The 12,663-nt window shown below is 33.4% G+C and carries 12 protein-coding genes; 4 read left to right on the top strand and 8 right to left on the bottom strand.

Annotated features, from left to right (window positions below; genetic code table 11):
- Positions 1 to 57: 57 nt before the first annotated feature.
- Complete coding sequence (locus ACQ654_RS11980) at positions 58 to 2,079, top strand: M43 family zinc metalloprotease (RefSeq protein ID WP_430410569.1); 2,022 nt, start codon at positions 58 to 60, stop codon at positions 2,077 to 2,079.
- 76 nt (positions 2,080 to 2,155) lie between these two features.
- Here the strand turns inward: ACQ654_RS11980 and ACQ654_RS11985 are convergent, their stop codons facing one another.
- The 7 genes from ACQ654_RS11985 to ACQ654_RS12015 all read right to left on the bottom strand — a co-directional run bounded on the left by ACQ654_RS11985 (position 2,156) and on the right by ACQ654_RS12015 (position 8,656).
- A complete protein-coding gene (locus ACQ654_RS11985; RefSeq protein ID WP_430410570.1) occupies positions 2,156 to 2,536 on the bottom strand; it encodes a plastocyanin/azurin family copper-binding protein in 381 nt (126 codons plus the stop codon).
- Between the two features lie 55 nt (positions 2,537 to 2,591).
- Positions 2,592 to 2,948 carry a hypothetical protein gene (locus tag ACQ654_RS11990; RefSeq protein ID WP_430410571.1) on the bottom strand — a complete coding sequence of 119 codons (357 nt, stop codon included), beginning with the start codon at positions 2,946 to 2,948 and terminating at the stop codon, positions 2,592 to 2,594.
- 106 nt (positions 2,949 to 3,054) lie between these two features.
- Positions 3,055 to 3,612: a carboxymuconolactone decarboxylase family protein gene (locus tag ACQ654_RS11995; protein WP_430410572.1), complete on the bottom strand. Its 558-nt coding sequence runs from the start codon at positions 3,610 to 3,612 to the stop codon at positions 3,055 to 3,057.
- Positions 3,613 to 4,212: 600 nt separating this feature from the next.
- Entirely contained in the window at positions 4,213 to 5,058 is an 846-nt protein-coding gene (locus tag ACQ654_RS12000) for a helix-turn-helix domain-containing protein (RefSeq protein ID WP_430410573.1), read from the bottom strand.
- A 226-nt stretch (positions 5,059 to 5,284) separates the two neighbouring features.
- The gene (locus tag ACQ654_RS12005; RefSeq protein WP_430410574.1) at positions 5,285 to 6,511 is read right to left on the bottom strand and encodes an AbiH family protein; all 1,227 of its coding nucleotides are present in this window, start codon (positions 6,509 to 6,511) and stop codon (positions 5,285 to 5,287) included.
- Between the two features lie 293 nt (positions 6,512 to 6,804).
- Positions 6,805 to 8,097 (bottom strand): branched-chain amino acid transport system II carrier protein, encoded by a 1,293-nt coding sequence (gene brnQ / locus ACQ654_RS12010; RefSeq protein WP_430410575.1) that lies wholly within the window; start codon positions 8,095 to 8,097, stop codon positions 6,805 to 6,807.
- Positions 8,084 to 8,656 carry a hypothetical protein gene (locus tag ACQ654_RS12015; RefSeq protein ID WP_430410576.1) on the bottom strand — a complete coding sequence of 191 codons (573 nt, stop codon included), beginning with the start codon at positions 8,654 to 8,656 and terminating at the stop codon, positions 8,084 to 8,086. The genes brnQ and ACQ654_RS12015 overlap by 14 nt, the downstream gene beginning before the upstream one ends.
- A 48-nt stretch (positions 8,657 to 8,704) precedes the next feature.
- Here ACQ654_RS12015 and ACQ654_RS12020 point away from each other — a divergent pair, with 48 nt between their 5' ends.
- Entirely contained in the window at positions 8,705 to 9,487 is a 783-nt protein-coding gene (locus tag ACQ654_RS12020; RefSeq protein ID WP_430410577.1) for an alpha/beta fold hydrolase, read from the top strand.
- 224 nt (positions 9,488 to 9,711) lie between these two features.
- The gene (locus ACQ654_RS12025; protein WP_430410578.1) at positions 9,712 to 9,942 is read left to right on the top strand and encodes a hypothetical protein; all 231 of its coding nucleotides are present in this window, start codon (positions 9,712 to 9,714) and stop codon (positions 9,940 to 9,942) included.
- A 129-nt stretch (positions 9,943 to 10,071) separates the two neighbouring features.
- On the opposite strand, the gene thiL is transcribed toward ACQ654_RS12025, so the two are convergent.
- Complete coding sequence (gene thiL, locus ACQ654_RS12030; RefSeq protein ID WP_430410579.1) at positions 10,072 to 11,118, bottom strand: thiamine-phosphate kinase; 1,047 nt, start codon at positions 11,116 to 11,118, stop codon at positions 10,072 to 10,074.
- Between the two features lie 90 nt (positions 11,119 to 11,208).
- Between thiL and ACQ654_RS12035 the strand changes: the two genes are divergently transcribed.
- Positions 11,209 to 12,636 (top strand): choice-of-anchor B family protein, encoded by a 1,428-nt coding sequence (locus ACQ654_RS12035; protein ID WP_430410580.1) that lies wholly within the window; start codon positions 11,209 to 11,211, stop codon positions 12,634 to 12,636.
- Positions 12,637 to 12,663: the final 27 nt, after the last annotated feature.

Genomic DNA, 12,663 nt, shown 5'->3' on the forward strand with positions numbered 1-12,663 from the left:
AGCAATTACTTTTTACAAAAAAAGTTATTTTTGTGAGTATTAACTATTTACCATACCATGAAAAAAACATTACTATTCCTCTCTTTCTTTTCTTTTGTTTTTTTATCCTATGCACAACAGCAGTGCGGACAAGAGATTGTACAACAACAATTGTATGCAACACATCCTGAGTTACGTCCTGAAAACAATCAAGCGTATCAAGATTTGAAACGTTTTACAGAAAATTTTCAAGCAAGTCCATCATCAAGTGAAGATTTTACAGGTGTTGACGGATTAACAATCGGAACAGATTATATTATTCCTGTAGTAGTACACATCATCCATGACAATGGAGTTGAAAATATTTCTGATGCCGCAGTAGAAAGAGCCATCGAGTCATTAAATGTTTTCTTTGCAGGAACTTCTGCTTTTGATAGTAATATTGATCCGAGTTTCTTGCCAGTTAGAGGTGCATTTGACACAAAAAAACTACGCTTTGTTTTAGCAAAGTTTGATCCGCAAGGGAATCCAACAAACGGAATTGACAGGCAACAAGATGGTTTTTACACCTTACGAGGAAATAATAATGATATGCGTCAAATTTATCATTGGCCGCGTGAAAACTATTTTAATATTTATGTAGTTCGCCAAGCAATTGACGGAAGCGGAACTTCTGGTTTTGCAACTTTTCCACCAAATGTAGACGATTCTTCAAACGCATATTTAGACGGACATGTAATGTCTGCTTGGGCTTTTGGAGAACATGACCAAATGTGGCAAACTTGGTATCATAACTTAGCACATGAAGTTGGACATTGGCTAAATGTGTATCATATTTGGGCAAATGCTGGTGGAAATGGGAATGATGTATATTGTAGTTTTGATGATGATGTACTTGATACTCCAAATACGAAAGGAAATATAATTAGAGATTTAGATGATTATCCTGGGCAAGGAGCTGTATCAAATTGTGGAAGTGTAGATAACTTAACCAATATGATGGATTATACAGGCGCAACGTACGCCATGTTTACACAAGGACAAAAAGTACGCATGGAAGCCGCACTAAATTCTCCCGTAGCACAAAGAAATAATTTATGGTCTGTAAACAATGTATTAACTACGTTATACGGTTGTACTACTGGAATGGATTCTGACGGTGATAATATCCCGGATGCGTGTGATGATTGCCCTAACGATATTAACAATGATAGTGATGGTGATGGAGTTTGCGATAGTGCTGATTTGTGTAATGGATATCCGGATGTAAACTTAGATTCGAATCCAAACCAAAATGACGCTTGTGATACATTGCTTCCGATTATTGATTTTAGTACAGAAACTATTTTAACCTATGATGTAGCACAAGATCGTGGTGTTTCTGCAATATATGATAATGGTGCTACACTGCATTTATCTGTAAATGCATGGAAAGCTATTGAAATAAATTATACAATTACACCAAATACGATTATCGAATTTGATTTTATGAGTACCATTGATGGAGAAATTCATTACATAGGAATTGACGACGATTTGGCACTCGATGCTTTACTTGGCTACAAATTATACGGTACACAAAATGTAACAAGTTCGGCTACATACAACAACGATTTTAATACATATACAGACGCCGATAGATATACCTATAAACATTATGCAATTCCAATTGGGCAATTATATACTGGAAATGCACCGTATTTATTCTTTTCAGCAGATAATGATGCACTTACTGAAGTATGGACTTCTGGAAACAATTATCCTGGTGGTGGAAGTTATAACGATGCAACTTCATTTTATAGAAATGTAAAAATTTATGAAAATACTGTTTTATCTACGATAGAATTTCCCGAGTTGAATTCATTAGTTTCTATGTATCCAAATCCTGCTCAGAACGAAGTAAACATTACAGCTACAAATGGTATTGTACTTGAAAATATTTCAATAGTTGACATCAATGGAAAAGCAATTAAATCTGTATCACTTAAAAATCAAGTTGTGAATACAATTGCAATTGACAATTTGGCTAGTGGTGTTTATTTTGTAAATATTCGTTCAAACAAAGGAGAAACTGCAACTAAGAAGTTAATTAAACTATAAAAAAAAATTGTTTATATACTAAAAGCACGCCAATTGGCGTGCTTTTTCACTATCAATCATGAAAAAAAAGTAGTATTTACTCTACTACTAAAGTATATTGCGGTGTAGGGTTTAGCGGGCAAAAATACACATACGTACCTTTGGTAAGTGTTACTTCTTTTGAATGTCCTGTCGTATTATTTTTTACAACTTCCGTTACATACGCGTTTTTAATGTGGTTTGCGGCATCTGTTTTTCCTTTTGGCGCTAATACAAATCCGACATCATGTCCAACATTGGTATTCTCGATTTCAAAAACATATGTTCCTTCTGAAAGTGTAACTGATTTTTGAGTAAACTCTCCTTTTGTTTGTTGTAAAGAAACCGTTTTCACGTCTTTCTTCATCATTTTATTTTGTGCTTGTGTAGTTATTGAAAACCCTATGAATAGCACTAAAATTGCGATTAATTTTTTCATTTTACTTTTTTTATTATTTGTTATTTAATTTGAATTTTATGTTTAATTTTTACTCTTATGCGTGGTAATAACGTTCTCTATAAATTTTTCCATCTTTCCACTCAGTAGCAACTGCTTGCTCAGAAAGTAGTGTACTTCCATCTTTCAATTTCAACTCCATTTCTGCAGTATAAAAAGAATGATTTCCATTAACAGCAAGATTTTTTACATCGTATCTTACAAATTCTTCTAACTGATTGTTGATAAAATCGTGTTCAAAATCTACATTAAACTTCTTGCCTTTTTTTGCTACTCCATTTGCTTCTCTCAACTCAACTTCATCGTGTAAATACGTTTCCATTGCTTCAATAAATGCTCCTTTTGCTAAAAGTTCATGAACGTGTTTTAAATTATTTTTTATTTGATTTTCCATAATTTGGTTACTTTTTATTGTTAATAAATAGTTAGAAATGAATTCTCGAATCGCGTTCCGTCTTCTCACATTCAAGATTTAAGAAATTCATTTTTTCATTTGAAAATTATTGTGCTACTGCAAACTTTCCTGCTTCTACAGACGGAAAATCTACTTCAGTTGCTGCAATGTGATTTACATAATTTGTCAAGGTGTTTGAAACTACATTCAATACGATTTCTAAAATATCTCCATCGTTAAATCCTGCCGCTTTTGCTGTTGCCAATTCTTCTGTAGACACTTGACCTCTATTTTTTGTAACGCTTTGCGCGAATTGTAAACCAGCCTGAATTTTCGCATCAGTTGCCAATCCTTGTCTGCTTGCTTCCGTTTGTTCTTCCGTTAATCCGTTCATTTTACCAATTGCAGTGTGTGCAGACAAGCAATAATTACATGAATTTTCTTCTGCAATTGCCAATGCTAATTGCTCTCTGAATTTGTTGCTAAAGTTTCCGCTAGCGGTTAATTCACCTAAGCTTAAATACGTTTGTAACGTTGCTGGAGAATTTCCAAATACTTTAATAAGGTTTGGAATAAATCCTAATTTCTTCTGAACTGCATCAAACAATTCTTTTGATGTTCCTGTTGTTGTTTCTGGGTTTAATGTTTCAATTCGTGTACTCATAATTTCTATAATTTCTGTAATTTTTAGTTTTTAAATAATGTTAGCTCTTGCATTCGCAGATTTGTCTCTCTAGATATTGTGCATCGTATTCTTGATATCCCCAGCAATTTGGGCATGTGGTATTTTGTGTGTTTTTCATACTATTTGGTTTTTAATTTCGACTCCACTCAATGTGAAATATGTATCTTTTATTTAATAACTAATTACGGAGCTAGTCGTTGTATTTTTTGAACAGTACAAAGATGCGGCGGAAAGACATGCCAAGAAATGGACAAAAGTTCCTAAGAATTGGACAAAAGGGTTTTATGCTAGATTTATTAGATTTTTAGACGCGTTTTCTTTTAGATTTTGTCATTGCGTAGCTGATGCGGAATCCACATACATACTAAAATATGGATTCCTGCCTACGCAGGAATAACAATTCAGTTATTAACAACCAACGCGAAGCGATCCAAAAGCGAAGCGATCCAAAAGCGAAGCGATCCAAAAGCGAAGCGATCCAAAAGCGAAGCGATCCAAAAGCGAAGCGATCCAAAAGCGAAGCGATCCAAAAGCGAAGCGATCCAAAAGCGAAGCGATCCAAAAGCGAAGCGATCCAAACTACTTCTTATATGCAGCTTTAAAGTTTAATGGAGATTTCTGAATGGCTTTGGTAAAGAAACGTGTAAAATATGCTGGATCATTAAAGCCCAACTCAAAAGCAATTTCTTTTACAGATTGTTCCGAATATAACAATTGACGTTTGGCTTCTAGGATGATTCTATTCTTAATAAAATCGCTTGGCGTAGTGGTTCCCAATTTTTGAAAATGTTTGGAAATAGATTTTGGCGAAATTCCCAACCGATCTGCGTAGGCTGAAACCGAATGCATTTTCTTGAAATTTTGCTCCACCAACACACTAAAATCTTTATAGAGTTTCGTTTCTATTTCTTCTTTGACAACAAAACCTTCCTTCTTCACACGAACCGAATGAATGATAAATTGCTTCAAGTATGATTGTAACATATCATACTGACCCGAATTTTCATTGTTAAATTCTTCAATTAAATCTTCTAGTAAAAAACTTAATCGTTGCACATCTTTCGGTTTTGGAGTCACAAAAGGCGTATCATACACATTATTAAACAACACACCATTGCATGAAATTTCTTTGTCATGTGTTTGAATGCAATAAAAATCACGCTTGAATGAAAGCTTATATGCTTCTTTAATTTTCTCGGAACTGACTGAAAATACTTGCCCTGGCGACAAAAAGAAGATAATATTTCCATCAAACGTATATGCTTCAAAATCGATATGATACGTTCCTTTTCCTTCCTTAATCCAGTAAATAGTATACGAATCTACTTGTTCAGGTTTATTGACAACGCATGCTTTTTCAAATTGCACAACACTCAATGAAAATGTATCCTGATAGGTGTAGTTTGTAATATCTTGAACTGCCATGAATGCGTGTTTCTTTGGTGTAATATAAAACTTTTTCTTTGGTCGTAAAAAGTAGTGTTTATTTACGTATTTAAAGCTATAAACCTCAAACGTTAGTTCGAGTGATTTTTCATAGAAAAATTGTATCGAGAACTACTTAGGAATTCTATTCTCTTTTGTCATTCCTGCGTAGGCAGGAATCCATTACGTAACTAAGTGGATTCCGCATCAAGTTCAGAATGACGCACTATTTCTTCTTCGGCAACTGAATCTGCGGCATCGGTTCGCACAAGGTTTTCTCTACGATTTTGGTTCGCATGAGTTTCTTATCATTAAAATGCCTGGAAATATTTTGAATGATTTCGGTGTAATTATCACTTCCATCTTTACGTTGATGATAAAACACTTTAATAGAACGACAATTTTCATGTTCAAAAATAGTATTCAGTAACGTTCTATCGGATAAACCACAGGAATGTCCCATAATAATCACTTGAAACTTCTCGGAATCTATATACCGTAACACGTCTTTATAATTGGAATTTTGCACATACTGAAACGACTTAAAATGACGTAAATATTCATTATCGTCCATATCTTCAATTAATTTATAATCGTCGTCCATTTCGTCTCCGAAGCCGAAGACGATGTTTTCATTGAGTTTTCCGTGAATGTGATTTATATGTAAGATAATCTTTTTATCTCTCATTAACTTTACATACTTCTCAAATGTATCAGTATAATTAAAATTTAAAACATAAGTATCCAATAGAGATATTTCTAAAAATTTATTTGATCCCATTACAACTTCTCCAATTTCATGAAAATCATCTGGATCAGAAAATTCATCTAGTATTTTTCTATTTTTATTTAATCTAGAATAATGCTGAAATATATCATAGAGTTTCTCTGCATCATCATTACTTCTAAGTTCATAAACCTGCTCCACATTTCTTTGCAAATATCTTTCTAACAACTGTTTCACTTGCTCAAATTCTTTGTGAAGTTTTAAAACTTGTTCTTTTTTTGCTTGTTTATCAATTGAACTGAGTTTAGATATAACTTTAAGTTTTTTATAATACTCATTCTCAACATCAACCCAGTTTTGAATAGATTGTGTTTTGTTTAATTCTTCGAAGAATTGATTTTTAAATTTGAATAAAACAACCTGATTACCATAATCCTTAGATCTTCCTCTTTGTGAAAATGTATATGCTTCTAATTGATATTCATGGCTACGTAAATTATTTTTTAAATAATTAAGAATATTTGCCTCAAAGTTTCTAAAGTTTTTAATTTCTCCTTCGTCAAAATGATCTTGAAACACAGGATCTAGATGCACTACTTTTTTTATAATTTCATCATTCTGATCTTCTTTCAAATCACGCCAAAAAGCATCCATAAAATCATTATAATGTGTTGGCAATCCGTGCGCCAAATCAAAACCGTTTCCTGCTATAATGAGTTTGTTCATGTCTACATAATCTTTTTTAACAATGTTCGTTTTTTCTTGATAAAAAACGAACCAAAAAATCAAGTCTGAGTATAGAAAATTGCTACGCAACATTCACTAGCTAAGCTATATGCTTGAAGCTACGCTTCGCAATTTCGCTTGCTAGTTCATTATTTCTGAACACAGACGATTCCGTTTTTATAAAAACCTCTTGTAAATTAAGTAAATTTTGTAAGAATTTTATTTTACGCTCTCAAAATAATCTTAACTCTAAAAGCAAAGCGGTCTTGGTTCTAACAGCGAAGCAATCTTACTTATTTACTCTTCTGAAAAGCAACCACCAAAATAAACGTTAGCAAAGAAGGTAAAACCCAAGCAAAATCAATTGCTCCTAGTGGAATGACTTCACGAAGTGTTTTTAAAAATATATTTGTTGGAAAGAAATGCGCAAACATGTCCAAAACTCCAAAGATAAACGTCACCAACACAACTGCTCTGAAAGCTAATGGTGTTGCCAATTTTTGTGAAATTACATTTAAAAAGATCAACACAATTCCTATTGGATACACAAATTTTAACACAGGAACTGCCACAATAATAATATAATGAAAGTCTAATTGCCCAACTAAAATTCCGATCAAACAAGCTACAATTGCCGTGATTATATATACTTCTTGTGAATCTTTAAACAATCCTTTGAAGTAATCGGCTACTCCTGTTGTAATTCCAACAGCAGTTGTAAAACATGCCAACGCAACTAGTACGCTTAAAAATGCAGTTCCAATATTTCCTAAAGTCGCCAAACTAATACCACGTAATAACGTTGCGCGTTTCATATCGCCACTCATAGTTGCTTCAATGTCAAGTTCACCTCTGAAATACGAACCCAAAATGATTAATCCTGTATAGATAATGAACAATCCAAAACCGGCAATCCAACCAGATTTAGCAATAAGTTTTTTCTTTTCTTCAAATGAATCGTGTCCTTTTAAATTTAACGAAATAATAAGTACACCACCAATTACGATAGCACCAATTGCATCAAAAGTTTGATATCCTTCTTTTAATCCTGTAATTAACGGAGACGTATCTACCGATAAAGTATACACCGTTTCATGCGGCATATACAATCCAATACTGATAATTGCCAATAGAATCAATACAATTAACGGTGTTAGAAATTTTCCCATGAAATTAAGAATCTTGGAACGATTTAACACAAATAATAATACCAACGCAAAGTAAATGGTACTTGTCAATAAAGCACTTGTTCCAAAGTTGGGAAATATAGAAATTTCATGTGTTGCGGCGGCTGTTCGTGGTGATGGAATTGTGACAGAAATGATATAAATAATTATACAAAATACGCTACTAAACAGCGGCGAAACTTTTTTTCCGAAATCATACATTGAACCTTGCAAGCGCGCATGTGCCAATATTCCAAAGATTGGAATCACAACAGCCGTAATCATAAATCCGAGCGTAACCCAATGCCATTGATTGGTTGTTTGATATCCTAATAATGGCGGCAATAACAAATTTCCCGCTCCGAAAAACATAGAAAATAGTGCAAAAGCAGTAACAAAAAGTTCTTTATTTTTTGACATGAGTAATTTTTTTGATTCCAACAATAATCAAGTTGATGATTACATATAGAATTCCGAAAATGATTTGGATAAATTTTAAAGTAGCCGTCGCAAATGCCAATGATGACCAATGTGATTGCAAATCGCCATAAAACAATTGAAGCAACGCAAAGTTTTCAACCATGTCTAAAAAAGCGGCAAAAATGACCATTCGTAACAACACAATTCCAAGTCGATATCCTAAACTTTCTTGATTTGTCCAAACAATTCTTGCGGTACGATGAATTAGTAAACACAATAAAAATGTATACGTAATAATAAAAACATAATCGAACCATAAACTCCATGCTGCAGATTGCATTGCGCCTTCAGTTGCTTGCCACGAAGCGAGAATTTGTGCAGAATGATCAAGTGTTTTTGCTAGTTCGAATGAAATTATTCCAAATGGCGCCAAATCATTTTTAAGTAAAACATCAAATTGAATCATGCAGGTTGCCGCTAATAAAAAGGTAGCAATTGCTAAGATTAACAACTTCTTTTCGGAAGCATTTGATAGTTTTTTGAATGGTGACGTAAACATTTTTAGTTTCAGGTTTTATAGCTAACGAAAGATACATATTTTTGCGACATGCAACAGTTTGTGACCTATAAAAATATAGAAATTGCCTACACCGTTTCTGGTGAAGGAAATACGTTGGTACTTTTACATGGTTTTTTAGAAACAAGTACGATGTGGCATGCGTATGTGAATGAATTTTCGAAAACGCACAAAGTCATTACCATAGATTTATTAGGTCATGGAAATACGGATTGTATTGGCTACATTCATACGATGGAAGAAATGGCAGCAACTGTTTTTGCGGTACTAACTGCACTTCGTTTGCGTAAAATTCATATTGCAGGGCATTCCATGGGCGGTTATGTGGCGTTGGCTTTCGCCGAAATGTACCCAGATTATGTAAAAGCTTTGTGCTTGATAAACGCTACCGCTAGAGCTGACAGTGAGCAACGCAAAATAAATCGTGATAGGGCAATTAAAGCTGTAAAGTATAATCACAAGCAATTTATCCGAATTGCAATTACAAATTTATTCCGACCAAAAAATCGTAAAATCTTTGCAGAAACTATCAAAATGGTTAAAAAAGAAGCGTTGACTATTTCATTACAAGGAATTGTAGCGGCTTTGGAAGGCATGAAAATCAGAGAAGATCGTGAGGTTTTATTGCACTTTTCACCGTATAAAAAAATGATGATTATTGGAAAACATGATCCTATTTTGGAATTTGATGAATTAATTGATCAAACAAAAAACTCAGAAGTCATTGTCGATATTTTACCTGATGGCCATATGAGTCACATTGAAAATAAAGAAGAATTACTGTATGCGCTTCATTTGTTTGTTCGAGCGTAAGTATTTATTACTTCATTTTTATACATCGTAAGAAAATACATTTTTAAAATTTAGGATTTTTAAAATAATTACGAAAGAATTAATTCTGAAAAATACCATTCACCTTTCCAAAAAGCGTATTTCGTCTAAAAAATTGATCTTTTCGTCGGATAAACGATAACAATTTTTATATTAGTTGTGCCCAAAAAAACTATTTTAACCTACTTATCAACATGGATACTAACATGAGTATTAAAACTACCTTTTCACTCGGAAAATTGTATTGCAATATTTTCGGTCATCGTTACAGAGTTACCAAAAAAGTTACATCACACGTTAATGAATACCAATGCATGTTGTGTAATTGTGAAGCTACAAATGATGATAAAGGACAAATTACATCATTGACACCTCAACTTAAAGACATTAATAAAACATTGATTTCATTTCACAAGAAGAAAAATCATGCGTTTTAGGTTTTTAGACTGACTCAGAATCACACATAAAACTCACTCTTATGTTATAAAAAGCTGAATCAAGTTCAGCTTGACGCACATGCATTACAAACTACATCTAACAATATAAGCGCAAAATGTCTAACAAAATTATTCATCCATTGCATTCCAGCCTTGTGCTTTCAATGGAATTTTAGTATTTGCTCTTGTAATTAAATGAATTCCTTCACGTGCTTCTGTCATGTGACCAATGATAGAAAAGTTTGGATTTGCTTTAATTTTTGAAAAATCTTCTTGTTTTACTGTAAATAGCAATTCGTAGTCTTCTCCACCACTTAAAGCAACCATTGTACTATCAATATTAAATTCTTCCGCTGTAGAAATCACTTGCGGATCTAACGGAATTTTATCTTCAAATAAGTTACATCCAACATCTGATTGTTTGCACAAATGCATTATTTCTGAAGATAAACCATCACTTATATCAATCATAGACGTAGGTTGTACTTCTAAATCGTGTAATAATTTCGAAATATCTTTTCGCGCTTCAGGCTTCAACTGGCGTTCAATAATATACGTGTACATATCTAAATCTGGTTGATTGTTTGGATTTACTTCAAACACAGATTTTTCACGCTGTAATACTTTCAATCCTAAAAACGCGCCACCAATATCACCTGTAACGACTAATAAATCGTTTGCTTTTGCACCGTTTCTATAAGTAAGTTTTTCTTCTTCAATTTCACCAATCGCGGTCACGCTGAGTAACAATCCTGTCGTAGAAGAAGTTGTATCGCCACCAACAACATCAACATTGTAAATTTCGGCGGCTGTCTGAATTCCTTTGTATAATTCTTCCAACGCTTCTAACGGAAAACGATTGGAAACAGCAATAGAAACCGTTATTTGTGTAGCCGTAGCATTCATTGCATAAATGTCTGAAAGATTTACAATAACGGCTTTGTAACCTAAATGTTTTAGTGGCATATAGCTTAAATCGAAATGGACACCTTCGACTAACAAATCGGTAGAAACCACTACTTTTTTTGATTTAAAATCTAAAACGGCTGCATCATCACCAATTCCTTTAATCGTAGAACTTTGTGTTACTTTGAAATTTGCTGTCAAATGATCAATCAATCCAAACTCTCCTAAACTTGCTAATGATGTTCGCTGTTCTCCTTTGTCTTTTAACATGATGCAGTGTTAATTATTAAGTTAAAAATTGTAATTTAGTAGACTGTTTTTAAGCCTCGACTATTTAAAAACGCAAAATTAGCCAAAAAAATGACACCTATTGCACGAAACCTACTCTTTGTTTTTGCGTTGATTTCTATTTCCCCTTCAATTGCCCAAATAGTTCCATGTACAGCAGGATTTGCTGGTTCTTTTCCATGTGATGGATATGACTTACTATCCAATTTACCAAAATCTACGTTTAGTAATGAAGACGGAAGTGATATTTGGGGATGGACAGACACAACAACTGCTAAAGAATATGCACTTATTACATTTGAAGATAAAACTTGTTTTGTAGATGTTTCTGATCCTGTAAATCCTATTTACTTAGGAAACATGCCAACAAGTGCAGGTGTGAGTTTTTGGAGAGATATTAAAGTATATAACAACTACGCATATATTGTAGCTGATAATGTTGGGAATCATGGAATGCAAGTTTTTGATTTAACACGCTTGCGAAATGTGTCCAATCCGCCAGAAACATTTGCGCCCGACAACATTTTAACAGATGTAAGAGATTGTCATAATATTGCCATTAATGAAGCTACTGGCTATGCATACTTGGTAGGTTGTGATACCTTTAGCGGCGGACCACATTTTGTAAATTTAGCAAATCCTGCAAATCCAGTAAGTGCTGGCGGATATTCGACAGATGGATACACACATGATGCACAAATTGTAATTTATAATGGACCCGATACAGAACATGTTGGAAAAGAAATTATGATTGCAAGCAACGAAAATGAAATTGTAATTTTAGATGTTTCTACCAAATCTGCCGTCACCAGAATTGCAAGAGTTGATTATACAGATGTTGGTTACACACACCAAGGTTGGCTTTCGGAAGATCATCGTTATTTTTATTTAGGCGATGAAACAGATGAAATTGATTTTGGCTTTTCAACTAGAAGTTTGGTCTTTGATTTTGCCAATTTAGACAATCCTAGTTTTCTAACTACATTTAGTGGAAACTCAAATGCTATTGATCATAATTATTATACTAAAGGAAATAAATTATACCAAGCAAACTATACTTCTGGCGTACGAGTTTTAGATATTTCAAATCCATTAAATGTTACCGAAACTGGTTTTTTTGATACACATCCAGAATCTAATGACACAACATTTTTTGGCGCATGGACTGCATATCCATACTTTCCCAGTGGAAATATTATTGTAAGCGATACGGATAGAGGTCTTCTTATCATAAGAGAAAGCAACACATTAAATACAAATGAAACGCTAGCTTTTGACTTTATGATGTATCCAAATCCTGCTTCAAATTTTACATTGATAAAAGCTGGAAAAAATATGTCGATCCATAAAATTGAAGTATTAAATTTATTAGGAGAAAGAATTCTCGAATTCACAAACATAAATGAATCTCAATTTCAACTACCTGTTTCAAAGTTAACTACAGGTATGTATGCTGTAAAAATAAACGATGCGACCTCTCAAAAATTAATCGTAAATTAAAGAGGAATCGATGTAACAAAACATTAA

The sequence above is a fragment of the Kordia sp. genome (assembly GCF_965283645.1).
Lineage (GTDB): Bacteria > Bacteroidota > Bacteroidia > Flavobacteriales > Flavobacteriaceae > Kordia.

What these genes read in the sequence shown, in the direction of transcription:
- ACQ654_RS12025 (WP_430410578.1), top strand. Translation starts at nt 9,712, where the DNA reads ATGAGTATTAAAACTACCTTTTCACTCGGAAAATTGTATTGCAATATT.
- ACQ654_RS12015 (WP_430410576.1), bottom strand. Translation starts at nt 8,656, where the DNA reads ATGTTTACGTCACCATTCAAAAAACTATCAAATGCTTCCGAAAAGAAG.
- ACQ654_RS12000 (WP_430410573.1), bottom strand. Translation starts at nt 5,058, where the DNA reads ATGGCAGTTCAAGATATTACAAACTACACCTATCAGGATACATTTTCA.
- ACQ654_RS11980 (WP_430410569.1), top strand. Translation starts at nt 58, where the DNA reads ATGAAAAAAACATTACTATTCCTCTCTTTCTTTTCTTTTGTTTTTTTA.
- ACQ654_RS12005 (WP_430410574.1), bottom strand. Translation starts at nt 6,511, where the DNA reads ATGAACAAACTCATTATAGCAGGAAACGGTTTTGATTTGGCGCACGGA.
- ACQ654_RS12035 (WP_430410580.1), top strand. Translation starts at nt 11,209, where the DNA reads ATGACACCTATTGCACGAAACCTACTCTTTGTTTTTGCGTTGATTTCT.
- brnQ (WP_430410575.1), bottom strand. Translation starts at nt 8,097, where the DNA reads ATGTCAAAAAATAAAGAACTTTTTGTTACTGCTTTTGCACTATTTTCT.
- ACQ654_RS11985 (WP_430410570.1), bottom strand. Translation starts at nt 2,536, where the DNA reads ATGAAAAAATTAATCGCAATTTTAGTGCTATTCATAGGGTTTTCAATA.
- thiL (WP_430410579.1), bottom strand. Translation starts at nt 11,118, where the DNA reads ATGTTAAAAGACAAAGGAGAACAGCGAACATCATTAGCAAGTTTAGGA.
- ACQ654_RS11995 (WP_430410572.1), bottom strand. Translation starts at nt 3,612, where the DNA reads ATGAGTACACGAATTGAAACATTAAACCCAGAAACAACAACAGGAACA.
- ACQ654_RS12020 (WP_430410577.1), top strand. Translation starts at nt 8,705, where the DNA reads ATGCAACAGTTTGTGACCTATAAAAATATAGAAATTGCCTACACCGTT.
- ACQ654_RS11990 (WP_430410571.1), bottom strand. Translation starts at nt 2,948, where the DNA reads ATGGAAAATCAAATAAAAAATAATTTAAAACACGTTCATGAACTTTTA.